The organism is Lysinibacillus sp. S1, from assembly GCF_044986265.1.
In the GTDB taxonomy this organism is placed as follows: domain Bacteria; phylum Bacillota; class Bacilli; order Bacillales_A; family Planococcaceae; genus Lysinibacillus; species Lysinibacillus capsici.
Genome location: NZ_CP173154.1, coordinates 3278862 through 3303256 on the forward strand (window position 1 = coordinate 3278862; position 24395 = coordinate 3303256).

Sequence of the window (24395 nt, forward strand, 5' to 3'; positions counted from 1 at the left end):
TCCCTCCTTACCAAATTCGTCCTGCAAGCATAGTAAGTTTAATAAATGTAAAGACATCGTCTTCCTGTATGTTTAATGGTGTAGAAAGAGAATCTAAAGATTCTTCATTATGAAGGACTAAAAACAGCTCGTCCTGAAAGGCTTGAAGCATTGTGGAAATAGCTTGATCCACTGACTGTACAGTATCCTTTTTCTTTTCTCCAAAATGTACTTTGCCATATTGAGCAGCTTCTTCTAGTTGCTGATCCGATAAATAAACATGAAGTGGTGTATCTACCATTTTCTCATTAAATTGTTGAACCTGCTGTGTAACAAGCTGAACAAGTAAATCTTGTAACGTTATGACAGGCTCTTCAATTGAAAATGAAATTTTTTCAAGTTTACGAGACTTCTTACCGATTACTTTTTGCTGGTAAAATAAACGCAATCTAACACCTCCTTACAATAATTTCATTATACAAGAGTGAGAACAGGGAAAAGAATAAGGCATATGACGCTAGTTGCGTAAAAAAATTTGGGAAAAGTGTTATCAAAAGTAGCCTGCTACAACTGATTTGTAGGGTAGAAAGTGGGTAAAAATTTACTGAAGATTATGCGGAAAGTAGAACATTTGTACGATTATTGTTATCAAGATAAGTATCATTTTGCGTTTTTTTATTCTAATAACGGTGAAGAAGCAGAATATATTACTCAGGTAACTTTTTAGACATACGTATTTAAAAGAACATTCTTTCATGAAATCTCGTAAACGAAGATTATTCTCATTAGTATTAAATAGGTGACATAATATAGCATACTATTTATTTGCTTTGAATAGTGGTGTACTTTTGTGGAGTTGTTAAGAGACATCTTTTCATCTCTGATTTCATAAGCTTTATAGGTATGATTTTATAAAGCTAGAAGGAGGCAAAATCATTCAAATACACGTTGTACGGGCTGGCGAGTCTTTATGGGGAATTGCACAGGCGTATGGGGCTACGGTTCAGAGCATTATAGATGCCAATCAAATTCCAGAGCCAAATCGTTTAGTTGTGGGGCAAGCTCTTGTAATCCCGATTGTCGGAAGCTTTTATTATGTACAGCCAGGTGATAGCCTATGGTCAATTGGCCAACGTTTCGGTATTAATTATGTAACACTTGCACAAGTAAATGGCATTAATCCAAATCAACCATTAGCAGTTGGAACGAGATTATATATCCCACAGCCACCAAAAACAAGGGCAGAAACATTAGCCTATTTAGAGCCGAGAGGAACATCAGTTAGTGAAGCACTCTTGAATCAAGCGAGGGAAGCGGGTCCTAATTTAACATATTTAGCTTTATTTAGCTATGAGGCTAGGCGTGATGGTACTTTACAGAGGCCACCAAGCCAAGGTGTGACACAAATTGCAAATGATACGGGAGCATCAATGGCAATGGTTATTTCTAATTTGGAGAATTTTAGTTTTAGTGGTGAATTAGCGAGAGATATTTTTCAAAGTACAGCTGTTCAAGATTTATTATTTGATAATATTCTTGCAGAAGCAAAGCGACTTGGGGATGTTAAAGATATCCACTTTGACTTCGAAAATTTGCCAGCAGATCAACGACAAGCCTATAACAATTTTTTAAGAAGAGCTGTAGAAAAATTTCACGCTCAAGGATATACAGTGTCTACAGCATTAGCTCCTAAAACAAGTGATAGTGAACGAGGACCATGGACAGCGGCACATGATTATAGAGCACATGGGGAAATCGTGGACTTTGTTTTACTCATGACTTATGAATGGGGATATTCAGCTGGCCCACCAATGGCCGTTTCACCTCTCCCAGAGGTAGAAGCAGTTGTAAAATATGCGGTGAGTGAAATACCTGCAAGCAAAATTATGTTAGGGCAAAATTTATATGGCTACGATTGGACGTTACCTTTTGTTCAGGGGGGACCGTATGCAGAAGCGCTTAGTCCACAGCGAGCCATTGAAATTGCTAAACGTTATAATGCAGCAATTCAGTATGATTGGAGAGCCCAAGCACCATTTTTTGAATACTATGATGAGCAAGGTAGGGCGCATATGGTGTGGTTTGAAGATGCTAGATCTATTCAAGCTAAATTCAATCTCATTAAACAATATAACCTTCGTGGTATTGGTTATTGGAAATTAGGACTACCATTCCCTCAGAACTGGGTGTTAATTGGTGCCAATTTTGATGTGGTAAAGAAATGAGAAAATGAAGAAAAAAGGACGGATTGCCCAATGTATTTTCTTCGAAGAGGAAATTATCTGTAAAATTCATTTCTAATTATGGGTAAATATATTATAATTATGGTAAATAGTATTTTAGGAGGTATATTTTGGGTAAATTTAAAAAGTTAGGTATTATTTTAACCACTACTGCATTTTCTGTTGGTATTCTAGCACCCGTTTCACAAGCTTCTGCAAATGTGAAAGAACCTTCCGAGCGTATTGCAATACAGTTGGCTGCCTCAGAGACGAAAGTGACAAAAGGTATGCTAATTAACAAATTACGTGCACTATTCCCTGAAGAGTTCAAATTTGTAGCTGATAATGAGTTTAATTCTGGAGGCGGTCATTTCTTTAGAGATGATACAACGGTCCGTTATGATTTAAACTTCCATAAAACGGTAAATGGTAAAGATGTATATGGTGGTTTTACATTTAAAGGTGAAGATTTAGAGTTAGAACATTTCTATTATCAGCCAGCTAATATCGCTGAAGCAGTATATCCCGCAAAATATTCAGAGACTGAAGCAAAAAAAATTGCAGATGACTTCCTAAGAAAATTTGCGAAAATAGAGAACTATAAACTCCGTGAAGATGGCTTCGGTTATTACAATGTCATTAATCGTCCATTATCACAACCAATTACCTACTCATTTGTTTATTCGCCAACCTATAATGGAGTGCTTATTGGCGATCAAAGTATCACTATAGATGTTCTTGCTAATGGTCAAATAACAGGAATGTATAAAAATACAGAATCAATTGGTAAAGCAACCTTTGATAGCTCAAGCCAGAAAAAAAATGAGGAAGAAATTGTTGCACAAGTACGTGATAACTTAGCAGTTGAACTTCGTTATTACGTTGACTATTTTAGCGATCAACGTAATGTGAAGCTTGTCTATATGCCAGCAACAGGATTTAATGGTGTACATGCATTAACGGGTCAATGGCAAACAACGAATGGCTTCTCTACACAAGTTCCTAAGACGAAAAGGGCTGAGAAAATATCCTCACAGCAATTACCACCAAGAAAAAGCGGTATGACAGTAGCAGAAGTTGAGGAATTCGCTAAAAATTTATTAAAAGTTGATGAAGACAAGGCAAAGCTCACTATTGATATGGTTGACGAAAGAGAAAATGACAATGGTGAAACGGTTTATACAGTAAATTACATGTATATGTACAATAATGGCGGGTCTGGTACCTCTTTAGAAATTAATAAGGCAACAGGCGATATCGTACAGTATCACGATATTATGAGAGATTTTATCAACACTGACAAAACAACTACCCTCTCTAAGGATGCGGCATTAGCAAAGGCTGTTGAATACTTAAAGCAATGGGCTCCATCCTATTTACATGAGTATTCGATGCCAATTGATGATCCTGTACATGATGATTATAGTAAAGATTATTACTTCTCCTTCCCACGCATCGTAAACGGAATTGCGGTTGTTGGAGATGAAATAAACGTAGGTATTGGCTCTGATGGATCATTACGTTCATTGAATGTTAATAAACAAAAGATTAATAACTGGCCTTCTCTTAGTCAAGTAATCTCTGCTGATAAAGCAAAAGAAGCATATAGTAAGGCCCTTACATTACAACTACAATATGTAAAGCAGGATACTGAAGGTAAACAACATTATGATCTAGTCTATGCTCCAACTTACAACGGTAGCTTAGTTAATCAAATTGATGCAATTACTGGTGAATGGTTGTATGAGGTAGATGGCTCAAAAGAAAAGCAATCTATTTCACACCCAACAGCAGCCAATGAATTAAATTATCTTCTACATCAAAATGTATTAGAGATAAAAGATATAGCAAACTTTAATGCTGATGCTGCTGTGACAAAGGGAGAAGCATTAAAGATTCTACTAAAATCTTTAACATATGGCCATTTTGGTAGTGGCGATGGTGAAAAGCAAACCTTCAGCAATATCGATAAAAACCATCCATTATATGGAGTGGTTGAACAAGCTGTAAGAATGGGAATTTTACAGCCAGCAAACCAATTCGCTTTGGATGAAACATTGACTCGTCAAGAGCTAGCAGTATGGGCTGTTAAAGCAATGCAATTGGAGAATGTTGCAAAGTATAAGGATATTTACAAATTAAACTTTGCGGATGCAGCTTCTATTGATCCAGCGTATACAGGCTATATAGCAATAGCAAATGGGATGGGGCTGATTGATACACAGCAAAATAACTTTAATGCTACCAAGAGTGTGTCATATGCCGATTTGGCTGTGTCAACAGTTCGTTTAGCAAAAGCTATTCAAGAAAATAAAGTGGATCGTAACTTCTATTATTAAGTCGCATTCCATGAAAAGGGTATCTCCTTATTTGTAGGAGATGCCCTTTTTAGGTTAGTTTGTAGAAGAATGGGGAAATAATATGTAAAGAAAGGAGTGAATAAATTGAAATTGAAATTTATTTTAGTGATTTCTTTAATGACTGTTATTCTTTACGGCTGTAATAAGGATGAGGTAAAAGATGTGCCTGCAAATGCTCCAGCAGATCAGAATGCTACTCAACAGACGGGTGAGACGCCAACTGACCAAGTGACATTTAATTTTTTAGAGTTTTCTTTAGATGTTGATTACTCTGCAACGGAGTCTTATGAGGTAGAATATGAGGATAAAAAAACAGGAATAGAAGCAAAATTAGAAGATGATCGAAAAAATGAAAAACTGCAGGGCGATGAAGCTTATACTAAATTAGAGCCGTTATTTAAGCAGTTGAATTTTGATTCTACAACATCTAATGATGAAGTGATTGATCAAGTAATCAAAGTATTCAATATTGAAGATAACTATCAATCCATTGAAGTGGATGTCGAATTTGTAGACGGCAATGAAAAGGAATTTAAACGAATTAAATAATAAAAACAAGCCAGCTAGCTGATTTAATCAGTTAGCTGGCTTTACATTCATTTACATTCTCGTACCCAATGTCGATGTTTAGCAAGGGCATGAACAAAAGATTTTGGATCGGTTGCAACCCCATGTTTATTGGCTATATGCTGTAAAAATAAAACATTTTCCGTATAACCTATTGTTTTACAGTGCTGATAGGCTTGTTCAATAAACTGTTCTGCTTTTGCTTGTTCATAGGAATTCTGAAAGGCTCCTGTAACATAAACCCCATCATAAAGAACTGAGGAGGTAGTAGCAAATGTTTCGTGAATTTCATAACCGCTTACTATGCCTTGTTTATTACTTACTAGTTCAACTACGATATCTTCACTTAAAAATGTAGCAATAAGTTCATTTAATTTTTCACTACTATTTTCTTTAACAATTACAGCTACTTTATTAGATTTGACACTTTCCTTTGCATTGATTACTTGGCTAACAGCAGGAGAAGTTTGTTGAATATGTGGTACTTCCACTTCTACAGGTGGAACTATACCAATACGCTCAGCGATAGCTGAAGCAAGTGAGTAACTGACATGAGCATACATGTCTACAACTTGTTTTCGAATCGCTTTATTTTTTACTTTGCCAAGTTCAAAGCTAAAGGCATCGATAATATGCTTTTTCTCAATATCTGTCATACTAAGCCAGAATAATCTTGCTTGAGAAAAATGGTCTTTGAAGCTCTCACTACGTGCACGTACTTTATGCCCTTCAACTTTTTCTTCATAATGCTTATATCCACCATCTGCTTCAGAAACAGGATGTGGTGTATTATTGGCTAAGGAATTTTTATGGTAGCTAACTTGTCCCACATTAATGGTTTGTCGGCCATAGCCATCTCGTTGGTTATTATGAAATGGACAAATTGGTTTATTAATAGGACGCTCATGGAAATTAGGTCCTCCCAGTCGTATTAACTGTGTATCGGTGTAGGAGAATAAACGACCTCGTACTAAGTGGGCATGTGAAAAATCAATGCCAGGCACAACATGCCCGACATGGAATGCGGCTTGTTCCGTTTCTGCAAAAAAATTATCCACATTTTTATTCAAGGTCATTTTCCCAAGAATGCGTACTGGAATTTCTTCTTCAGGCCATATTTTCGTGGCATCAAGAATATCGAAGCTAAATTTGAATTCATCTTCAACGGGAATAAGTTGCACACCAAGCTCCCACTCTGGGAAATACCCACGTTCAATGGATTCCCATAAATCTCTGCGGTGAAAATCGGGATCTTTTCCAGCAATAATTTGTGCTTCATCCCATACTAATGATTTTACCCCAAGTACAGGTTTCCAATGAAATTTAACAAAGTGGGCTTTTCCTTCGGCATTGATAAAGCGATAAGTATTAACTCCGAAGCCCTCCATCATTCGATAGCTTCGTGGAATCGATCTATCTGACATATGCCACATAACCATATGAGCAGACTCCTGATTATTTGCAATGAAATCCCAAAAAGTATCATGGGCACTTTGTGCTTGTGGTATTTCGTTATTTGGTTCGGGCTTTACAGCGTGTACAAAATCGGGGAATTTAATAGCATCTTGAATAAAAAATACTGGTATGTTATTTCCAACTAAATCATAATTGCCCTCTTGTGTATAAAACTTAGTAGCAAAGCCGCGTGCATCACGAACAGTATCTGCAGAGCCTTTAGACCCGGCAACGGTAGAGAAGCGGACAAAAACAGGGGTTTTAGTGCCTTTTCCATTTAAAAATTGAGCCTTTGTAATATCACTTGCGCATTCATAAGTTTCAAAAATTCCATGAGCGGCTGAGCCACGTGCGTGTACTACTCGTTCAGGAATTCGTTCATGGTCAAAGTGAGTCATTTTTTCACGGAAATGAAAATCCTCTAGTAAAGTGGGTCCTCGCTCACCTGCTTTTAGTGAATGTTCATCTTCCGATATTTTTAATCCTTGATTGGTTGTGAGAGGTTGATCTTTATCACTTACTCGGAATGCTTCTAGCTGTTGTTGTTTTTGATTGACATCTTTTTTCATTTAGAATCCTCCTTTATAAGTTACAACTACCTTCTACCCGAACGAAAAGATGACAAACATAAAGAAACAAATTGTTTGCTGTTTAAAAATGTATATGTTATTATTATCYCGAATTAGAGWTAAKKRWRWTYGWRGTAAAAAGAGGGAGTCGTATGAAGCAAAACAATCGTAACTTAAAAGCATTTACGGTCTTGTTCCGAGCATATCAAACGATTCAAGATGCAACTAGAAGAGATTTACTTCAATTCGATTTAAATCAAACTGAATTTTCGGTTCTTGAATTTTTGTATCACCATGGAGAACAACCAGTTCAAATGATTGGTAAAAAAATATTAATTGCAAGCAGTAGTATTACTTATGTGATTGATAAGCTCGAGCAAAAGGGCTATGTGTACCGTAAGGCATGTCCAAGAGATCGTCGTGTTACGTACGTATTACTAACGCTTGAGGGACAGGTTTTGATGGAGGAAATATTCCCTAAGCATGAACAGAAAATAAATGAGATATTTGAAGTATTGGAAGCCCAGGAGCTGGACAACATGATTTTATCACTTAAAAAAGTTGGCAAGAACGCCACTAACCAATAAAAAAATTTAAATATATATCTCGATATCGAGATATATAGGAGGAGCATACTATGAATCATTTAAAAGGTGTACACCATGTAACGGCTATCACAAGTAGTGCTGAAGAAAATTATAAATTCTTTACCTATGTTTTAGGAATGCGCTTAATAAAGAAAACAGTGAATCAGGATGACATTCAAACATACCATTTATTCTTTGCAGATGATAAGGGTAGTGCGGGTACAGATATGACGTTCTTTGATTTCCCTAATATCCCAAAAGGTGTACATGGTACAAATGAAATTTCAAAGACTTCTTTCCGTGTACCAACGGATGCTGCTTTAGATTATTGGATAAAGCGCTTTGACCGTTTAAATGTGAAGCATACAGGTATGAAAGAACAGTTTGGTAAGAAAACACTATCTTTCGTAGATTTTGATGATCAGCACTATCAGTTAATTTCTGATGAGCACAATACAGGTGTGGCGGCAGGTACGCCTTGGCAGAATGGCCCCATCCCACTTGAGTATGCCATTACAGGTTTAGGACCAGTTTTTGTCCGTGTCGCTAATTTTAAATACTTTAAGGATGTTTTAGAAAAGGTAATGCTTTTTACAGAGATTGCAGATGAAGGGGACTTCCATTTATTTGAAGTAGGCGAGGGAGGAAATGGCGCCCAGATTATTGTCGAGCACAACACAGTGTTACCCGTTGCTCGTCAAGGTTTTGGTACTGTTCACCATGCTGCCTTTCGTGTAGAGGATCGTTCGGTATTAGATGAATGGACTGCACGTTTCGAAAGTTTTGGTTTCCACACTTCTGGCTATGTAAATCGTCATTTCTTTGAATCATTGTATGCACGAGTAGCTCCGCAGATTTTATTTGAATTGGCTACAGATGGTCCAGGATTTATGGGCGATGAACCATATGAAACATTAGGAGAAAAACTGTCATTACCACCATTTTTAGAACCAAAACGTGAACAGATTGAAAGTCTTGTTCGTCCGATTGACACTGTAAGAAGTTCCATTATGTTCGATAAAGAATATGAGTAACACAATTTCATCCAGTTGGGAAAGCAAAGCCCCACTGGATGTATACATAACTGTATTGGGGGATAAAAAAATGGAATTTTCCAAGCTGATTGATAAGCGTCGCTCTGCTAATAATTTTATCAAGGACGTTAAAATGACTGAAGAAGATATACGCCCTATTTTGGAGGATGTTAAGCTTGCCCCTTCAGCATTTAACTTACAGCATGCTAATTATATTGTTGTGCTGGATGAGGATATGAAAGAAAAGGTGAGAGAGGCAGCATATGGTCAATATAAAGTACATTCAGCTTCAGGTGTAATTCTTGTACTAGGTGACAAGGAAGCATATAAAAATACTGCTGAGTTAAGTCAGGGCATGGTGGATTTAGGCATAATTACAGCGGGTGAACTAGAGGATATTGTAGCAGAGAATACAAGATTTTATGAGGATCGCGGTGAAGGATTCATGAAAGATGAAGCCATTCGTAATGCTTCTCTGTCTGCAATGTTATTCATGCTAGCTGCGAAAAATCGTGGTTGGGACACTTGCCCAATGATTGGCTTTGATAATCAGAAAATGCGTGAGCTTTTCAATGTGCCAGAAACACATGAAATAGCCTTAATGATTACTATTGGGAAAGAAAAAGAAAGCAGTCGTCGATTACGTGGGTATCGCAAGCCAGTTGAAGAATTTGCCATTTATTATTGAAATGGTATAAAATACAATAGCTATACAAATACTATGAATAATGTACATTTAGGAGGAAACATCATGAAAGTAGTAGCAATCGTAGGTAGTATCCGTAAAGAATCTTATAATATGCAATTAGCTCAATTTATTCAAAAACGTTATACAGAAAAGTTAGATCTTGAAGTATTAAGCTTAAAGGACCTACCAATGTATAATCAAGATATTGAAAATGAGGCTCCACAAGCAGTTCTTGATTTTAAAGCAAAAGTAAAAGCTGCAGACGCTGTACTTTGGGTTACACCTGAATATAATGGTACAGTTCCTGGGGTTATGGTAAATGCTATTGATTGGCTATCTCGTGTAGATAAAGTAATGATTGGCAAACCATCTATCATTATGGGTGCATCAATGGGGAACTTAGGTACTGTAAAAGCACAATTACATTTACGTGATATTTTATTCTCTCCAGGCATTAACTCACCATTACTTAGCGGTAATGACGTTTATATTGGTGCTGTTCACACTAAATTTGATGAAGAAGGCAATTTAACTGATGAAGGTACAGTGAAATTCCTTGACGTAGTTATTGATAATTTCTTAAGTTGGGCAAAAAAATACGTTTAATTAAAATATAACCCATAAGTATACAATATACTTATGGGTTATATTGTTGAAAAAAAGAGGATGTCACTAGCAAAAAAAGCTCTTTTGTTAAGGCGAATGGTTGATTTCGGTTCCGCTAGCGTCCGATGCCGCTTCCCTCAATTCCGTTCGCTCTAGGGTCTACTCTGTGACGCTAGCTCCTCTCCCATCAACCATACATCAAGAGATTATTTTTCATATTAGCAGTAACGGATAAAATAGCCCATTAGAGAAAGGATAGGCACTTGGAGAAGTGATTAGTTACCCATAAAATCTTTGCTAAGATGGTAATTCTTGTGAAGCGGCAAGCCTTTTTCATACAAATTCTAATGAATGTTCAATACTATGACCCATAGGTATACAATATACTTATGGGCATTTTTTGTTTGGAAAGATGCTACTTCTGCATGAAATCTTCACACTTTCAAGATATACTTTTAAGAAATTCTAAAATGGTGGTTACGGATGAGAAAATTATCATTAAAGCTGGGCATTATCTTCTTCATCACATTGTTTTGTATTGAAACCTTTATGATGTTTTTTTTGCATGTTTCCTTGACGAATTCTAGAGTGGAAGAGGAACTAGAGCGTTTACAAGCGAGAGGAAATTCACATCGTACTATATTAGAACAGAACTTCAATAATGAAACACTAGCACATGTCGTTCTTATGGAATCAGAAGCAAGTACAGATGTCGTGGTGACTGACCATTTCGGGACAATCCTTGCATCCTCACAGCCACATCAAGAAATCAGTGATCTGATTCGTGAAATAGAGGGGGAAATACCTTATGAAGGAAGGGTTTTACAAGACAATTGGCAAGAAGTTAAAGCAATTGCGACTATAAGCCCTATTCAAAATCAGCAAGGAACGATTGGCTATGTATTTATGTTTCAAAATACCGATTCCATCCATGCATTAATGAAACGGCTGAATAAGCATTTTCTCATCGTGGGTATTGTATCTGGTCTAGTCAGTATTGCAGTCATTGTTGTTCTATCTCGTAAGCTGGCTAAGCCACTTATTCAAATGAAAGAGGCTACATTGAAAATGAGTAAGGGTGATTTTACAGTTGCTCTTTCTACGAATGGAAAAGATGAGCTTGGGGATTTATCAAATGCTATCCAGCTTTTATCCAATGATTTAAATCATCTAAGGCAAGAGCGTAAGGAGTTTTTATCGAGTATTGCACATGAGCTTCGTACACCGCTAACTTTTATTAAAGGCTATACAGACATTCTTGCTAAACGGGATTTAACAGAGCAAGATCGTCAAAAGTATTTAGCTATTATAATAGAAGAAACAAATAGACTTTCTAGATTAATCAAAGATTTATTTGATTTAGCGAAAATGGATGAAAACTCATTTGTAATTGAAAAACATTGCTTACATTTAGAGCCGTTTTTTACAAGCATTGAAGAAAAATTAAGTCCCGCTTTTCAAGATAAAGGTATCTATTTAGTTGTACGTTGTGATAATGGCTTAACACTATGTGCAGATGAAGCAAGACTTGAGCAAATTCTGATTAATCTATTAAATAATGCATTAATCTATTGTGCACCAGGAGATATGACTACAGTCACTGTAAAACAAGACAGTGGAATTTTAAGCATCATCGTTGAAGACACAGGGAAAGGAATTCCAAAGAAGGATTTACCGTATATTTTTGATCGGTTTTATCGAGTGGAAAAATCACGTAGTCGTGCTTTAGGTGGATCTGGACTTGGGCTTGCTATTGTCAAGGAGCTAGTACAAGCACATGGGGGAGAAATAAAGGTTAGAAGTGAAATAAATAAAGGGACTACTTTTGAATTATCATTTAAAGGAGTAGAAATGAATGAAAACGATTTTATGCATTGATGATGAACCAAGAATGTTAGATTTATTAACCCTTTATTTGGAACCACTATTTAATTGTAGAGCAATGTCTTCTATACAAGAGGCATTGCATTTTTTAGAAGAAGAGCATGTGGATTTAGTTCTTTTGGATATTATGATGCCAGAGATGGATGGGTGGCAGGTTTGCCAGGAAATTAGGAAGTTTTGGGATGTTCCTATCATTATGCTTACTGCAAAAGGAGAACACGCTGATATTGTAAAAGGTTTAAATCTTGGTGCTGATGACTACGTTTTAAAGCCTTTTGATGAGGAAGAATTGTTAGCACGCATACATGCTGTATTAAGAAGAACGATATCTGAAGAAAAAGTGATTAACTTTGAAGGGCTTTGTTTAGATAGAGAGTCCTTTGAAGTATATTTTCAACATAAGGCAATTCCATTAACACCAAAGGAATTTGCCATGCTCGCCCTATTTTTAGATTATCAAAATAGAGCATTTTCTAGAGAACACCTTATACATGCCGTTTGGGGATATGATGTAACGATTGAAGATCGTACCATTGATTCACATGTACGTAATTTACGAGAAAAATTAAGAAAAAGTGGTTTTCCGGCGGATGATTACTTGCAAACCGTTTGGGGCATCGGCTATAAATGGCATAAGTCTGCAAAGAGAAAGCAAATGGAACATAAAAGCTAGAAAATAACCTCTACCAGAATTGAAGGTAGAGGTTATTTTCTATTATTTTGGACTAAGCTCTTCTTCTGTTACCCATTTATGATTTGTTACAGCTTCACCACTTGTAGTGGAAGTATAATCAACCATATATACAGTTGTTTGCACAGCCTCGTCAATAAGGACAGTCGCATTTTCCATACCTTCCATATGTGTTGCGTCCGTTTTTACTTCTGTTCCAGGAGCCAGTGGTGCTTCTTGTGGGTCAATTAATTCTTCATGAATTACCCACTTATGCTTTTCTATTCGCTTTCCACCAGATGTAGGCTCATAGGAAATAACATAGGCAGTTGTAGTATAGGCACCTACTATTGTTGCTTCGGCCCCTTTCATACCTTCCATATGTCCATCTGTAATAATGGCTGTGCTTCCTATAGGAAATTTCGGATTTTCAGCTTTTTTTAACGTTACTGGTACTTCGCCAGAACTTGAATGGTTCATTGTAGAATGATCCATTTCTTCAGCAGCTTCATTAGAAGTGGACGCAGGTTTTGTTTGATCCTCTGTACAAGCCGATAAACTAATTAGAGCGACTACTGATAATAGTCCGACTGACCATCTTTTATTGAATTTCATATGATATCCTCCTCACTATGTGCTCCTAATGTAGCAAATAAATATGCAGAAACGATGGATATAACCTATGAAAAACATTTCTCTAGTCTGGCGGGGAGATATGCTATTGAATGGGCATGATCTTCAATGTTTTTTGTAATCTATGGGCGAAGATACCAGCAAAAATAGCTAAAATAATATCTTTTGGTAGTGGAGGAATCATCCAAAGCCAAGCGAGCTTATATGAAAAATTCTCTGGCGCACTTGCCCATAGCTTATAGGCAAAAAACATCCAATTTGTTCCTATCAAATAATTTATAGCCGTTGCTACCAAAGCAGCTACGATAAAACTTTTCTTTGTTCCGCTTCGTTCTACGATTAACCCCGCAACAAATGCCGCAAATATAAAAGTAATAATAAACCCAAAGGTAGGGCTTAAAATTTGGCCAATTCCACCCCCGAAACGAGCAAAGACAGGAGCTCCTGCCAATCCTACGCACATATAAATTGTGCAGGCGAGCGCACCTTTTCTACTACCAAGAATAAGCCCTGCTAAAATTGCAAAGAAGGTTTGAAGCGTAATGGGTACACCACCTACTACCATAAAAGGTGCAAAGGAAGTGATATTAGCACCCACCATCATTAGCGTTGTAAATAATCCAATGTAGGTAATGTCAACAGTTCTTAACTTATGGTGACTATGTTGTGTAACAGTTGCCATGATTTCACCTCGTTTTATAAGTTATTACTGCTAGTGTAAAAAACGAATACATTTGTGTCAACTTTATTATTTGTATAAGTTAACGCAATTACTGAATTAAATTGAAGTAGACTATCTATCTATAAAAATGTATGATAGAATCGTCACAATTTTATAACTTCAAATACTATTGGTGTGACATTTTGAATGTCACTTAAAAGGGAAGTCGGTGGAAGTCCGACGCTGTCCCGCAACTGTAACGATGAATCCTATAATATGATTTGCCACTGTTTAAGAATGGGAAGGCAATTATAGGATAGTGAATCGAAGCCAGGAGACCTGCCATTTAGTAATACCTGTAATGCCCACGAGGATGCAAGCAATTACGGACAATAGCTGGATATTTTTCTGACTTTGTTTAATCTTGGGTATTTCTATGCGCATTTTCGCATGGGATACCTTTTTTTATTGCTTCATTCATCAATATTCAGTAGGAGTTTAAAACAGATGAATAAAAAATTTATGTTATTTTCCTTCGTACTTTTCATGGTATTAATTGTTTCAATGACCTTTGCTGTAATRGTTGGCTCAGTTACAGTTACACCGTTATATGTATGGAAAGTCATTCTTTCTAAAATTCCTTTTATACAAAATTCGATCGAGCAAGATTGGAGTCGCTCTCAGGAAATCATCATCTGGCAAATAAGAGCACCTCGTGTTTTGCTAGCTGCGATAGTAGGAGCGGGGTTAGCTATTGCAGGGGCAGCCATTCAGGCACTAGTACGTAATTCTATTGCAGACCCGTATATTCTAGGGATTTCTTCAGGGGCAGCTGTCGGAGCTACTTCTGTGATTATTTTAGGAGCCTTTTCATTTTTAGGTATTTACGCTCTTTCAGTATCCGCATTCCTTGGTTCATTACTTGCCATTGCACTTGTCTTTTTCTTATCACGTGTTGGGGGACGTGTCTCTATTTTCCGCTTGCTATTGGCAGGCATGGCTGTGTCCTTTATCTTAACGGCTATCTCTAACTTTATTTTAATGATGTCAAAGCAAGAAGGGGCCTTAAAGGCTGTTATGTTTTGGATGCTAGGTAGTTTAGCTGGAGCCAAATGGAATAATATTGTGATTCCAGCTTTCGTATTCTTTATTGTATTTGGGCTACTGTGGCTACACTATCGCAATTTAAATTTATTATTACTAGGAGAAGAGGCGGCAGTGACATTAGGCGTTAATCTTCAGCAATTCCGTATTCAGTTAATACTACTAGTATCTCTATTAACAGGTGTGCTTGTCGCAGTTAGTGGTTCTATAGGATTTGTGGGATTGATTATTCCCCATATTGTGCGTTTAATTGTGGGCTCAAACTATAAATACGTAATACCTATCAGTGCTTTAATAGGTGGAATATTCTTAGTGTGGGCAGATGCCTTTGCTCGAATTATTATTGCTCCTCAGGAAATGCCAATTGGTATTATTACAGCTTTTTGTGGAGGACCATTTTTCATTTGGCTTCTCCGTCGTAACAATTATTCTTTCGGTGAAGGAGATTAACTTCCATGACATTAGAAGCGAAAAAAGTATCATTCTCCATTTACGATCAGCGTATACTGCATGATGTAAGTATTCAAATAAAAGAAAAGCAATTTGTTGGATTAATTGGTCCTAATGGGAGCGGAAAATCAACATTGTTAAAAAATATGTATCGTCTCCTAAAACCTGAAAGTGGCTCGGTAGTATTAAATGAGCAAGATATATTAAAGCAATCAAGCAAAGCAATTGCGAAAAATTTGGCTGTTGTAAGCCAAGAGACACCCGTATTATTTGATTTCACTGTGCATGATTTAGTCAGTATGGGAAGAACCCCACATAAAAAGCTGTTAGAGCTTGATCAAGAGAAAGATTTTCAAATTGTTAAAGAGGCTCTTAGGCAAACGGGCATATCGCATTTAGAGAAACGAAGCTTTAGTTCGCTTTCTGGTGGCGAGAAAAAACGTGTCATGGTTGCAAGGGCACTCGCTCAACAAGCACAGATATTAATATTAGATGAGCCGACGAATCATTTAGATATTCAACATCAACTTCAACTTATGGATTTAATTCAGACTTTGCATTTAACCGTAGTAGCAGCTTTACATGATTTGAATATTGCTGCTATGTATTGCGATCAAATTTACGTTTTACAGCAAGGGCGAATAGTTTGTCATGGTACACCAGAGGAAGTACTTACGCCAACAGTGCTGCAAGATGTATTTGGTGTTTTTGCGGATATTCAAATACATCCAATGACAGGGAAGCCGTATCTTACATATGTTCCTGAACAGTTCACGAAGGGGTTTAGCCAAATATAGAAAAGTGTCATCTTCTATTAGATACATAAAACAACCTTTAAGGAGTGACTGTATGCAAATAGCCTTTACGAAAATGCATGGTATTGGCAACAGCTATATCTATCTTGATCTTTTCCAACATGATTACAAGGAAGATATCTTTTGTGAATTGGCTCAAAAAATGGCCAATGTCCATACTGGTATTGGCTCAGATGGATTGATTATTATCCAACCCTCTAAAATTGCTGACTGTGGTATGCGTGTATTTAATAAAGATGGATCTGAGGGGACAAATTGTGGTAACGGTCTTCGCTGTGTTGCTAAGTATATTTTTGAACGTCATATTGTACGACAAGAGCTAATTACGATTGAAACGAAATCCGGGATTATGCTGGTACAGGTAGTGGTGCAAGACAATCGTGTAATAGAAGTGATTGTCGATATGGGCAAGCCTCTCTTATTGCGCAAAGACATTCCGATGTTAGGAAACCCAAATGAGCTTGTCATCAATGAAATATTTCCTTTACCCCAACAAACTCTTTTAGTAACAGCTTTGTTTTTGGGCAATCCCAATACCGTAGTTTTTGTGAATGCGATCGAGCAAGCACCATTAAGAACATTAGGCGGTATTATAGCAAACGATATGAGATTTCCTTATCGCTGCAATGTTGAGTTTGTAGAGGTTGTTCATGAGAAGGCATTAAAATGCTGCGTTTGGGAACGAGGTTCGGGTATAACAGAGGCATGTGGGACAGGTGCTTGTGCAGCGGTAGTGGCTGCTATATTAAATGGTTTTTGTCAGAAGGGAGAAGAGATAGTAGTCCAACTTAGTGGCGGTGACTTAGTCATACGATGGGCTGACAATGATCATATCTGGATGCGTGGACCTGCAGAATTTATCGCGGATGGTATTTATGAATTTTTATCTTAATTACTCCCATTTCATGCCATTTTAAATAAATGAATACAGGACGCCTCCGATTTAAGAGTGGCGTCCTATATTGTAAAGCCATTAAGATACTGCTTTTAAGCCTGCTACACCTACGATAATTGCTATGATACTGATAATACGTGATAGATTTTTGGATTCGCCAAAGAAAATGATATTTACGAGTACAGCTCCAACAGTACCAATTCCTACCCAAACAACATAGGCAATACTTAACTGCAAATAGTTGAAGGATGCATATAAAAGGGCAAAAGACACACCAAAACCACCAATATATAACATTAAGTTTCGTAATGTTTTATGCTGACTATAGAAGCGTAAGCCAACCACACCTATAATTTCAGACAATGCAGCTAAGATAATAAGTATCCAACCCATTATACATTCTCTCCTTTCGTTTGCATCTGCTCTTTAGAGGAATTATCCGCTAATTTTAGACCAATCACACCTAATAATAAAATAATCATGAACAGTCCTTTAATGGCATTAAATTCTCCTTCGAAAATGAAAATATCCATTAATGTGGTACCGATTGCACCTGCTCCAGCGAAAATAGCGTAGACTGTACCAGTAGGTAAGCTCTCACAAGCCTTCGATAAGAAATGAAAATCTATAGCAATGATTGTCACAATAATTATCCAATGCCACCATGAGCTTGCTACGTTAAAGCCAAATACCCAAAGCAATTCAAATAAACTTGTTAAAACGACGTACATCCATTCTTTTTTCATCAATAAAATCCTTTCTATTAGGTAATACAATGACTGACATTCAGTCATTTTCGAGGTAAAAGAGAACGTCACTTTTATGGGTGACGTAGGCCAAGTGCGTGAGATAGGAAGTCTATAAGCTCAAGCTTGAGCAATTTCATTGTTTCGTCCTTGCTATCATCAAATAAATAAATTTGTTCAGCAGCAGATTCAATTAGACCAATCATCAGTTTAGCAGAACGTGTTGGGTCAATTGAATCACGTATCATTCCCTGTTGCTGGCCAGATAATAAGAAATGACTCATCCAGTCATAATAGGGTGCATATATATTTTCCCATTCTTTTAAATGCTCAGTTTGCGCAATACCTGCATAAATAAGTGCAACGATATCTCCATAATCTTTCGTGATTAAGAAAACCATTTCCACAACCTCTTCAAGTTGCTGTTCAAAGGGCTTATGACTTGAAATACCTTCATCTAAGGTAGCAATAATTCTTTCTACCATATTTTTTGCAATAGCAGGCATAACAGAAAGGCGTGATGGGAAATAAAGATAAAATGTTCCTTGAGCGATCCCAGCAGCTTTAACGATATCTGAAACTTTTGTTTTTTCTATACCTTTTTCTCGAAAAACCTCAATGGCAGCTTGAATAATTTTTTCTTCTTTTGACATGCAATCCCTCACTTTTGCCTTACTTAATTATTATGTTATAGAATAAGAAAAATAATGTCAATAAAAATGACTGATTATCAGTCATTTTTATTATCCAATGTTCGTTTGTAATTCCACAATTATGCGAAGGAGTATATTTTCTATATTTCGGGGAATTGTATAATTGAAAGGATTGATGACCATGAAAGAAATTAAGTTTGCACAATTAGACCCGCAGCAACTAGAAAAAATTAATGAGCTTGAAGAAAAGATTGGTGTAACATTAGTTGCCTATGATGCTTCCTCCACACCATCACACGGTTCCGGCGCTTTTGAGTCAAATAATAGCACTACTACAAATCATCCATCATAATGAAGTGAGAAATGCCTTGCAGTAATGTAAGGYWKTYYCKTWKWMWMRMATGTATTTAAAGGAGKGTTTGAATTGAATGAATTCTATGCTGATTTACATATTCATATTGGACGTACTTCTAGTGGAAGGGCAGTGAAAATTACTGGCAGTAAAACGTTAACATTAGCACGAATTTTAGAGACGGCTAGTGCAAGAAAGGGATTAGACATCATTGGGATCATTGACTGTCACTCACCTGAAGTAATCGAAGAAATGGTGAGGATGATTGAACACGGAGAACTACAAGAACTTAAAGAAGGTGGTCTGCGATTTCAGGAAACAACTTTAATTCCCGGATCAGAGATCGAAATTTATGATCAACATTGTCAGGGTCCTATTCATGTGCTTGCTTACTTTCCTACACTAGAGCTCATGAAGCTGTTCTCAGAATGGATGTCACAACATATGAAGAATATCCATTTAAGTTCACAGCGTATTTATTGTGATGGTCAGACCTTGCAGCAAAAGGTACATGAATTGGGAGGTATTTTTATTCCTGCACATGTATTTACACCATTTAAAAGCTTGTTTGGCAAAGGGGTTCGTCGAAGTTTAACTGAAGTCTTTGATCCGCAGCTTATTGATGGTATTGAATTAGGTTTAAGCTCTGATACAAATATGGTAAGTCATATTAAAGAATTACAAGCATATACATTCGTTAGCAATTCTGATGCACATTCGCTTGGGAAATTAGCACGAGAGTATCAAAAGTTACGATTAGCAGAAGCGAATTTTACAGAATTAAAAATGGCCCTGCATGAGCAAGAGGGACGAGCGGTAATAGCCAATTATGGCCTAAACCCTTTGCTTGGCAAATATCATCAAACAGTTTGTGCAAAATGTAGTCAACAGCTAAGTAAAGAGGCTACCATTTGTACAGAATGTGGGAGTACTCAAATTATAAAGGGAGTAGCTACCCGTATACAGGAGCTATCTGAAGACTTTCCCGATAAACGAAATAGACCACCTTATATTCATCAAATACCACTTGATTTCATTCCAGGTATTGGTCCTAAAATGATGGAACGTTTAATCGAAGCATTTGGTACAGAAATGAATATTTTGCATCGTGTAACAATCGACCAGCTTGAACAAATTGTGCCACATAAACTAGCCCATTTAATCGATTTAGCGAGAACGGGTCAATTAGCCATTGAAGTTGGTGGTGGTGGGATTTATGGAAAGATACAGGTTGATTAGATAAAAAATGAAATGTTTCAAAAAGATTGTTGTAATTTAACCTATTTTTATCGTTCCTCTAGTAAAATAGTGAAAATAACGACTATTTTATAAGTAGAGGAGAGAGTAAATGCGATTATCAAAGAAATTTCGTTTTTTAGCTTCAAGTGTATTGGCTTTGCAATTAGCTATACCTGTAGCAGCTAGTGCAGAAGAAGGACAGGGTGACCATATAGCACCAAGTTGGGTTGTACAAACCGATTATGTGGCACTTGGTGATTCATTAGCACATGGAATGAATGAAGTAGGTGTAATTGGATTAGGCTATACCGATTTTATTGCACAGGCATTACAGCAAGACGGCTTCCTTACTTCCTTTAATAAGGGCTTTGCTATGTCAGGCTACACAACTAAAAATGTTTTAGCTGATCTACAAAATGATGTTGCAAAAACAGTGACTGGTTTTGGCTATACAGACGAACAGGCAAAGTTACGGGCTTCTATTAAAGAAGCTGAAATCATCACATTAACAGCTGGGGCAAATGATCTATTGCCAATATTAAAAGAATCTCAAGCAACGGGAATTGACACTGTGGCTATCATAAAAGCTACTAAAGAAGCTGTATCGAACATTGCTACTATTCTATCTGAAATCAAAAAGATTAATCCACAAGCTGAAGTATATGTAATGGGCTATTATAATTCCTTCCCATACTATAGTGAGAACTTACAAAAACAATTTAATTTGTTATTAGCTACATTGAATGCAACAATTAAAACAACTACTGAAAAAGCGGGCGCTATTTTTGTTCCTACATATGATGTTGTTGCAAAGGATGTTGCCAACTATCTACCAAACCCTGAAAATATTCATTTAAGTGAAGCTGGTTATTTAGCAGTAGCAAATGAAGCATTTTTACCAATCATTAAAACAAGCTCTTTATGGGATGTCACGCAGGCTATTGGAGTAGAGGTAAAAGATCGTACAACTGTTAAGGTTAGCTGGCAAGAAGCGACAGATAATGTAGGCGTAGCAAATTACCTTGTCTATGTGAATGGAAAATTAACTTCAACATTAAATGCTGACACTACTACAATTACGCTCAAAGATTTAATAGAAAATACAACCTACAATGTATCTATCAAAGCAATTGATGCTGCTGGTAATGAAAGTGTTCAAAATCCTACAGTAACTTTCACTACGAAAGGAACAGTTAGCTTTACAGATACACAGAATCATTGGGCAAAAGATTATATTCAAACAGCTGCAAATATAGGTATAATGAACGGCTATACTGATGGGACATTTAGACCTGAGAGTAGTGTAACACGTGCCCAAGCTGCAGCTATTCTTGTAAGAAGCCTTGGCTTAACTACAGAAGAAAAAGCACCATTTACTGATATCGAAAATTATGATGCAGCAACACAGGCAGAAATTGCGGCAGCATATGTACATGGTCTTATTAAAGGAACAGATGGGAAATTTAAGCCTGGACACCCTGTGACACGCGCTCAATTAGCTTTAATGATTCATCGCGCTTATGAACAGCAATCTAATCAGCCGTATATTGCAAAAGGCAATGTGCCATTTGTAGATGTCGCTTCATATAATGCAGAAACCAAACGTGCAATCACAATGCTGTATGAATTAGGAATCGTGACAGGGGATGGAGGGAAATTTTCACCTGAGGCTGTCACAACAAGAGGTCAAGCAGCTAAAATATTTACCAATCTTAGTCAGCTACTCATTCAATAATCATTAAAAGGTAGGGGGATTGTCTCCTCTACCTTTTGATGTTTTCGTAAAAAACGAAGTATAGTCTATCTAAATAAAGGAGAATGGGATGCTGTCATTTATATTATCTGCTAAAAGATTAGGAAAAGGACTGTGGAGGTCCTTTAAACGTCCACAGTTCCTATCATTATTTACTACACTATTTTTAATCATTCTATCAGGAACTCTATTCTACAAGGGGACAGAAGGATGGTACTGGTTGGATGCCATGTATTTTGCTGTAGTGAGCTTAATTCCAACTGGAGTCGAAACAGGACTATATCCAACAACGGCTTATTCTAAAGTATTTACAATGATTTATTTAATTGTTGGTACAGGAGTAATGTTTATCATGTTATTAATGCTGGGACGCTCTATCGTAGATTTTTCTCTGAATGAAGAAGAAAAAGAAGAGGTTAAAAAACGTTTGAAAAAGTAAAATAGCAGTACAATGAATTTTTTGGACGATTCATTGTACTGCTATTTTTTTATGATAGTTTGGCAATAATGCCTTCTTCGTCATCTAAAACTAATTCAATCCCTGTCGAGAATGGATCACCGTGTAGAACATCCTTGATCCAAACACGTAAGGCACCAATCATGGCTGCTGTATTAAGCACCTCGATTTGACCGTTGACTTCGACCTCTGCACCAAAACCTGCATCATCCTCGTAAGTTAATTCAACAAGAACATCCTCAGGGCGAATGTTTTGATAGTAGGCTTGAGATAAACAAATAGCATTAATAATATCTTGTTCGTTGATTATTTGTGCCATTGTGCTTCCTCTTTGCGCTTTTTATCTTTAAACATATTTATTATCTTCACAACAAGCATCACAATAACAACAATTGCTGCCACATTAATAAGTAAACCTAAAATATTCCCCAGTATACCCATACCACTAAATAGACTACCGAATAATAATCCAGCAAGTCCGCCAAGCATTAATCCTTTCATCAGACCACCTGAGAAAAAACCACCTTTTTTAGTAGTATCTGCTTTATTAGTAGATGTTGAGTTGTTTTTATTTGTTGTTGCATTGTTTTGATCTTTAGTAGTATCCGACTTTTGGATATTCGAGCTATTATTATTGTTAGAGAAGCCCTTTTTACCCGATTTATAGGATTTAGCTTCTGCCGTTGGTGTATCAGAAATAAATAATGTTGCACCAACAGTCGAAAATATCAGTGTCGCTGCAAAAAGAGCGGCAAGAATTTTTTTCATTACATACATTCCTCCAATATAATTTTTAATTTAATCATAAACTAGTTCTTATATAGTAATATTACATGAACTATATTAAAAAATAAAACAAACGCTTTCAAAAATTAAGCTAGATCAAAAAATATGGACAAATAGTGGCAGATGTAATGATTGTAGAAATTATGCAATAGGAAGGAGTGAAAAAATGCTACTAACTTTATCAATCTTCCTTACCATTTTTATCATTTTGTACCTAACAGAAAAAAGGCGCTTTCTCAACGTTGTAGCCCTTGGCGTGATAGGGATATATATTGTCAGAGCGTTTATTATTCATTATCCTTTATTGCTACCAAATGATCAGGGGATTATTTCTGAAATGGGGATATTCATTATATTAGGAAGCTTTCCAAGTATTATGTTTATTTTATCAATAGCCATGTTTTTCAATAGTAAAGTATTATTGGAAAAGGAAGGACGCAAATTCCGTAACTTAATGTTAGCCATATTAGGGCTAAGTTTTGTTATTATGATGTTATGGTATGTATTCGTCATTTTTATTGAAATTGAAAATGTATTTTGGCATATTCTTTTCTTCTATGCGTTTTTGATTTTTGGTTATACAATGTTCTTATACACTAGTGTCCTTGCTTATTCAATATTGTATCTTCTTACACCAATACGTTATAAACCAAATTACATTATTGCATTAGGTTCAGGATTAATTGGCGATAGAGTACCTCCACTTTTAGCAAGCCGTTTAGACGAAGCAGTAAAGCAATATATAAAGTATGAGATGAAGCCTTATATCATTGTCTCTGGTGGTCAAGGAAATGATGAAAAGGTATCAGAAGCATATGCAATGAAACAATACCTAATAGAAGTACATCATATTCCGACTGACAAGATAATTATGGAGGATTGTTCAGCCAATACAGAACAAAATATGATCTTTTCAAAGCAAATAATGGACCACCATTCTCATGGAGAGAACTATCGTTCCATTTTTGTTACGAATAATTTCCATGTGTTTCGCGCAAGTATTTATGCTAGGAAAGCAGCATTAGATGCCGAGGGGATTGGCTCAAAAACTGCTTTTTACTATGTTCCTAATGCATTCACACGAGAATTTATAGGTTTATTAGCCATGTATAAATGGACCCATGTCACAGTATTTTTAATTATTACGCTATTCGTAGGCTTACTATTGAGAGCATATGTGTAACCAAACTTCAACTGTCTTCCATATAATAGTGGTAAGGCAGTTTTTTT

Annotated in this window: 26 protein-coding genes and 1 riboswitch; of the genes, 17 read left to right on the forward strand and 9 right to left on the reverse strand. The window is 36.5% G+C overall.

Annotation, left to right across the window (positions count from 1 at the left end):
• Positions 1 to 7 precede the first annotated feature (7 nt).
• Positions 8 to 427, reverse strand: coding sequence for a hypothetical protein (locus ACHZEU_RS16315; protein ID WP_048394944.1), 420 nt, complete (start codon positions 425 to 427; stop codon positions 8 to 10).
• A gap of 487 nt (positions 428 to 914) precedes the next feature.
• On the opposite strand from ACHZEU_RS16315, the gene ACHZEU_RS16320 reads away from it, so the two are divergent.
• The 3 genes from ACHZEU_RS16320 (at position 915) to ACHZEU_RS16330 (ending at position 5110) form a co-directional block, all read left to right on the forward strand.
• Entirely contained in the window at positions 915 to 2204 is a 1290-nt protein-coding gene (locus tag ACHZEU_RS16320) for a glycoside hydrolase family 18 protein (protein WP_048394945.1), read from the forward strand.
• A gap of 128 nt (positions 2205 to 2332) precedes the next feature.
• Positions 2333 to 4540: a YcdB/YcdC domain-containing protein gene (locus ACHZEU_RS16325; protein WP_404803567.1), complete on the forward strand. Its 2208-nt coding sequence runs from the start codon at positions 2333 to 2335 to the stop codon at positions 4538 to 4540.
• A gap of 96 nt (positions 4541 to 4636) precedes the next feature.
• Positions 4637 to 5110 (forward strand): YusW family protein, encoded by a 474-nt coding sequence (locus ACHZEU_RS16330; protein ID WP_231595732.1) that lies wholly within the window; start codon positions 4637 to 4639, stop codon positions 5108 to 5110.
• Between the two features lie 47 nt (positions 5111 to 5157).
• Here the strand turns inward: ACHZEU_RS16330 and ACHZEU_RS16335 are convergent, their stop codons facing one another.
• Complete coding sequence (locus ACHZEU_RS16335) at positions 5158 to 7152, reverse strand: catalase (RefSeq protein WP_404803568.1); 1995 nt, start codon at positions 7150 to 7152, stop codon at positions 5158 to 5160.
• A 152-nt stretch (positions 7153 to 7304) separates the two neighbouring features.
• Between ACHZEU_RS16335 and ACHZEU_RS16340 the strand changes: the two genes are divergently transcribed.
• From ACHZEU_RS16340 to ACHZEU_RS16365, 6 genes are all read left to right on the forward strand, one after another.
• The gene (locus ACHZEU_RS16340) at positions 7305 to 7739 is read left to right on the forward strand and encodes a MarR family winged helix-turn-helix transcriptional regulator (RefSeq protein WP_004224400.1); all 435 of its coding nucleotides are present in this window, start codon (positions 7305 to 7307) and stop codon (positions 7737 to 7739) included.
• Positions 7740 to 7789: 50 nt separating this feature from the next.
• Positions 7790 to 8773: a ring-cleaving dioxygenase gene (locus ACHZEU_RS16345; RefSeq protein WP_048394949.1), complete on the forward strand. Its 984-nt coding sequence runs from the start codon at positions 7790 to 7792 to the stop codon at positions 8771 to 8773.
• A gap of 70 nt (positions 8774 to 8843) precedes the next feature.
• Positions 8844 to 9461 carry a nitroreductase family protein gene (locus ACHZEU_RS16350; protein WP_004224402.1) on the forward strand — a complete coding sequence of 206 codons (618 nt, stop codon included), beginning with the start codon at positions 8844 to 8846 and terminating at the stop codon, positions 9459 to 9461.
• Between the two features lie 63 nt (positions 9462 to 9524).
• Positions 9525 to 10067, forward strand: coding sequence for an NADPH-dependent FMN reductase (locus ACHZEU_RS16355; RefSeq protein ID WP_048394950.1), 543 nt, complete (start codon positions 9525 to 9527; stop codon positions 10065 to 10067).
• A gap of 483 nt (positions 10068 to 10550) precedes the next feature.
• Positions 10551 to 11945, forward strand: a complete 1395-nt coding sequence (locus tag ACHZEU_RS16360; RefSeq protein ID WP_197078737.1) for an ATP-binding protein — start codon at positions 10551 to 10553, stop codon at positions 11943 to 11945.
• On the forward strand, positions 11923 to 12624 hold the full coding sequence (locus tag ACHZEU_RS16365) for a response regulator transcription factor (RefSeq protein ID WP_048394952.1): 702 nt from the start codon (positions 11923 to 11925) through the stop codon (positions 12622 to 12624). The genes ACHZEU_RS16360 and ACHZEU_RS16365 overlap by 23 nt, the downstream gene beginning before the upstream one ends.
• A gap of 42 nt (positions 12625 to 12666) precedes the next feature.
• Here the strand turns inward: ACHZEU_RS16365 and ACHZEU_RS16370 are convergent, their stop codons facing one another.
• On the reverse strand, positions 12667 to 13236 hold the full coding sequence (locus ACHZEU_RS16370; RefSeq protein ID WP_048394955.1) for a YdhK family protein: 570 nt from the start codon (positions 13234 to 13236) through the stop codon (positions 12667 to 12669).
• 103 nt (positions 13237 to 13339) lie between these two features.
• Entirely contained in the window at positions 13340 to 13936 is a 597-nt protein-coding gene (locus ACHZEU_RS16375; RefSeq protein ID WP_048394956.1) for a biotin transporter BioY, read from the reverse strand.
• A 153-nt stretch (positions 13937 to 14089) separates the two neighbouring features.
• Positions 14090 to 14277: riboswitch (cobalamin riboswitch) on the forward strand.
• Between the two features lie 145 nt (positions 14278 to 14422).
• Here ACHZEU_RS16375 and ACHZEU_RS16380 point away from each other — a divergent pair.
• Genes ACHZEU_RS16380 through dapF form a run of 3 tightly spaced genes read left to right on the forward strand, consistent with a single transcriptional unit; the run spans position 14423 to position 17176 of the window.
• Positions 14423 to 15469, forward strand: coding sequence for a FecCD family ABC transporter permease (locus tag ACHZEU_RS16380; protein ID WP_404803569.1), 1047 nt, complete (start codon positions 14423 to 14425; stop codon positions 15467 to 15469).
• A 5-nt stretch (positions 15470 to 15474) separates the two neighbouring features.
• Complete coding sequence (locus ACHZEU_RS16385; protein ID WP_048394959.1) at positions 15475 to 16266, forward strand: heme ABC transporter ATP-binding protein; 792 nt, start codon at positions 15475 to 15477, stop codon at positions 16264 to 16266.
• Between the two features lie 52 nt (positions 16267 to 16318).
• Complete coding sequence (gene dapF / locus ACHZEU_RS16390) at positions 16319 to 17176, forward strand: diaminopimelate epimerase (RefSeq protein WP_048394961.1); 858 nt, start codon at positions 16319 to 16321, stop codon at positions 17174 to 17176.
• 81 nt (positions 17177 to 17257) lie between these two features.
• Here dapF and ACHZEU_RS16395 read toward each other — a convergent pair whose 3' ends face one another.
• From ACHZEU_RS16395 to ACHZEU_RS16405, 3 genes are all read right to left on the reverse strand, one after another.
• Positions 17258 to 17572: a multidrug efflux SMR transporter gene (locus ACHZEU_RS16395; RefSeq protein WP_048394963.1), complete on the reverse strand. Its 315-nt coding sequence runs from the start codon at positions 17570 to 17572 to the stop codon at positions 17258 to 17260.
• Complete coding sequence (locus ACHZEU_RS16400) at positions 17572 to 17925, reverse strand: multidrug efflux SMR transporter (RefSeq protein ID WP_048394965.1); 354 nt, start codon at positions 17923 to 17925, stop codon at positions 17572 to 17574. Before ACHZEU_RS16400 ends, ACHZEU_RS16395 begins: the two co-directional genes overlap by 1 nt.
• A 74-nt stretch (positions 17926 to 17999) precedes the next feature.
• Positions 18000 to 18578, reverse strand: coding sequence for a TetR family transcriptional regulator (locus ACHZEU_RS16405; protein ID WP_048394966.1), 579 nt, complete (start codon positions 18576 to 18578; stop codon positions 18000 to 18002).
• Positions 18579 to 18759: 181 nt separating this feature from the next.
• Here ACHZEU_RS16405 and ACHZEU_RS16410 point away from each other — a divergent pair, with 181 nt between their 5' ends.
• The 4 genes from ACHZEU_RS16410 (at position 18760) to ACHZEU_RS16425 (ending at position 22361) form a co-directional block, all read left to right on the forward strand.
• The gene (locus ACHZEU_RS16410) at positions 18760 to 18930 is read left to right on the forward strand and encodes a hypothetical protein (protein ID WP_175400775.1); all 171 of its coding nucleotides are present in this window, start codon (positions 18760 to 18762) and stop codon (positions 18928 to 18930) included.
• A gap of 72 nt (positions 18931 to 19002) precedes the next feature.
• Positions 19003 to 20169 carry an endonuclease Q family protein gene (locus tag ACHZEU_RS16415; protein ID WP_048394969.1) on the forward strand — a complete coding sequence of 389 codons (1167 nt, stop codon included), beginning with the start codon at positions 19003 to 19005 and terminating at the stop codon, positions 20167 to 20169.
• Between the two features lie 109 nt (positions 20170 to 20278).
• Positions 20279 to 21904, forward strand: a complete 1626-nt coding sequence (locus tag ACHZEU_RS16420) for an S-layer homology domain-containing protein (protein ID WP_048394971.1) — start codon at positions 20279 to 20281, stop codon at positions 21902 to 21904.
• An 88-nt stretch (positions 21905 to 21992) separates the two neighbouring features.
• Positions 21993 to 22361, forward strand: coding sequence for an ion channel (locus ACHZEU_RS16425; protein ID WP_048394973.1), 369 nt, complete (start codon positions 21993 to 21995; stop codon positions 22359 to 22361).
• Positions 22362 to 22410: 49 nt separating this feature from the next.
• Here the strand turns inward: ACHZEU_RS16425 and ACHZEU_RS16430 are convergent, their stop codons facing one another.
• Both ACHZEU_RS16430 and ACHZEU_RS16435 read right to left on the reverse strand, forming a co-directional pair.
• Entirely contained in the window at positions 22411 to 22698 is a 288-nt protein-coding gene (locus ACHZEU_RS16430) for a DUF2653 family protein (protein WP_004224435.1), read from the reverse strand.
• Entirely contained in the window at positions 22686 to 23147 is a 462-nt protein-coding gene (locus tag ACHZEU_RS16435) for a hypothetical protein (RefSeq protein WP_048394976.1), read from the reverse strand. The genes ACHZEU_RS16430 and ACHZEU_RS16435 overlap by 13 nt, the downstream gene beginning before the upstream one ends.
• Positions 23148 to 23331: 184 nt before the next feature.
• Between ACHZEU_RS16435 and ACHZEU_RS16440 the strand changes: the two genes are divergently transcribed.
• Positions 23332 to 24348, forward strand: a complete 1017-nt coding sequence (locus tag ACHZEU_RS16440; RefSeq protein ID WP_054548865.1) for a YdcF family protein — start codon at positions 23332 to 23334, stop codon at positions 24346 to 24348.
• Positions 24349 to 24395: the final 47 nt, after the last annotated feature.

Bases quoted from the DNA above. Each gene is read 5' to 3' on its own strand.
- ACHZEU_RS16335 (WP_404803568.1), bottom strand. From the start codon at position 7,152: ATGAAAAAAGATGTCAATCAAAAACAACAACAGCTAGAAGCATTCCGA.
- ACHZEU_RS16340 (WP_004224400.1), top strand. From the start codon at position 7,305: ATGAAGCAAAACAATCGTAACTTAAAAGCATTTACGGTCTTGTTCCGA.
- ACHZEU_RS16345 (WP_048394949.1), top strand. From the start codon at position 7,790: ATGAATCATTTAAAAGGTGTACACCATGTAACGGCTATCACAAGTAGT.
- ACHZEU_RS16350 (WP_004224402.1), top strand. From the start codon at position 8,844: ATGGAATTTTCCAAGCTGATTGATAAGCGTCGCTCTGCTAATAATTTT.
- ACHZEU_RS16355 (WP_048394950.1), top strand. From the start codon at position 9,525: ATGAAAGTAGTAGCAATCGTAGGTAGTATCCGTAAAGAATCTTATAAT.
- ACHZEU_RS16360 (WP_197078737.1), top strand. From the start codon at position 10,551: ATGAGAAAATTATCATTAAAGCTGGGCATTATCTTCTTCATCACATTG.
- ACHZEU_RS16365 (WP_048394952.1), top strand. From the start codon at position 11,923: ATGAAAACGATTTTATGCATTGATGATGAACCAAGAATGTTAGATTTA.
- ACHZEU_RS16370 (WP_048394955.1), bottom strand. From the start codon at position 13,236: ATGAAATTCAATAAAAGATGGTCAGTCGGACTATTATCAGTAGTCGCT.
- ACHZEU_RS16375 (WP_048394956.1), bottom strand. From the start codon at position 13,936: ATGGCAACTGTTACACAACATAGTCACCATAAGTTAAGAACTGTTGAC.
- ACHZEU_RS16385 (WP_048394959.1), top strand. From the start codon at position 15,475: ATGACATTAGAAGCGAAAAAAGTATCATTCTCCATTTACGATCAGCGT.
- dapF (WP_048394961.1), top strand. From the start codon at position 16,319: ATGCAAATAGCCTTTACGAAAATGCATGGTATTGGCAACAGCTATATC.
- ACHZEU_RS16395 (WP_048394963.1), bottom strand. From the start codon at position 17,572: ATGGGTTGGATACTTATTATCTTAGCTGCATTGTCTGAAATTATAGGT.
- ACHZEU_RS16400 (WP_048394965.1), bottom strand. From the start codon at position 17,925: ATGAAAAAAGAATGGATGTACGTCGTTTTAACAAGTTTATTTGAATTG.
- ACHZEU_RS16405 (WP_048394966.1), bottom strand. From the start codon at position 18,578: ATGTCAAAAGAAGAAAAAATTATTCAAGCTGCCATTGAGGTTTTTCGA.
- ACHZEU_RS16410 (WP_175400775.1), top strand. From the start codon at position 18,760: ATGAAAGAAATTAAGTTTGCACAATTAGACCCGCAGCAACTAGAAAAA.
- ACHZEU_RS16420 (WP_048394971.1), top strand. From the start codon at position 20,279: ATGCGATTATCAAAGAAATTTCGTTTTTTAGCTTCAAGTGTATTGGCT.
- ACHZEU_RS16425 (WP_048394973.1), top strand. From the start codon at position 21,993: ATGCTGTCATTTATATTATCTGCTAAAAGATTAGGAAAAGGACTGTGG.
- ACHZEU_RS16430 (WP_004224435.1), bottom strand. From the start codon at position 22,698: ATGGCACAAATAATCAACGAACAAGATATTATTAATGCTATTTGTTTA.
- ACHZEU_RS16435 (WP_048394976.1), bottom strand. From the start codon at position 23,147: ATGAAAAAAATTCTTGCCGCTCTTTTTGCAGCGACACTGATATTTTCG.
- ACHZEU_RS16440 (WP_054548865.1), top strand. From the start codon at position 23,332: ATGCTACTAACTTTATCAATCTTCCTTACCATTTTTATCATTTTGTAC.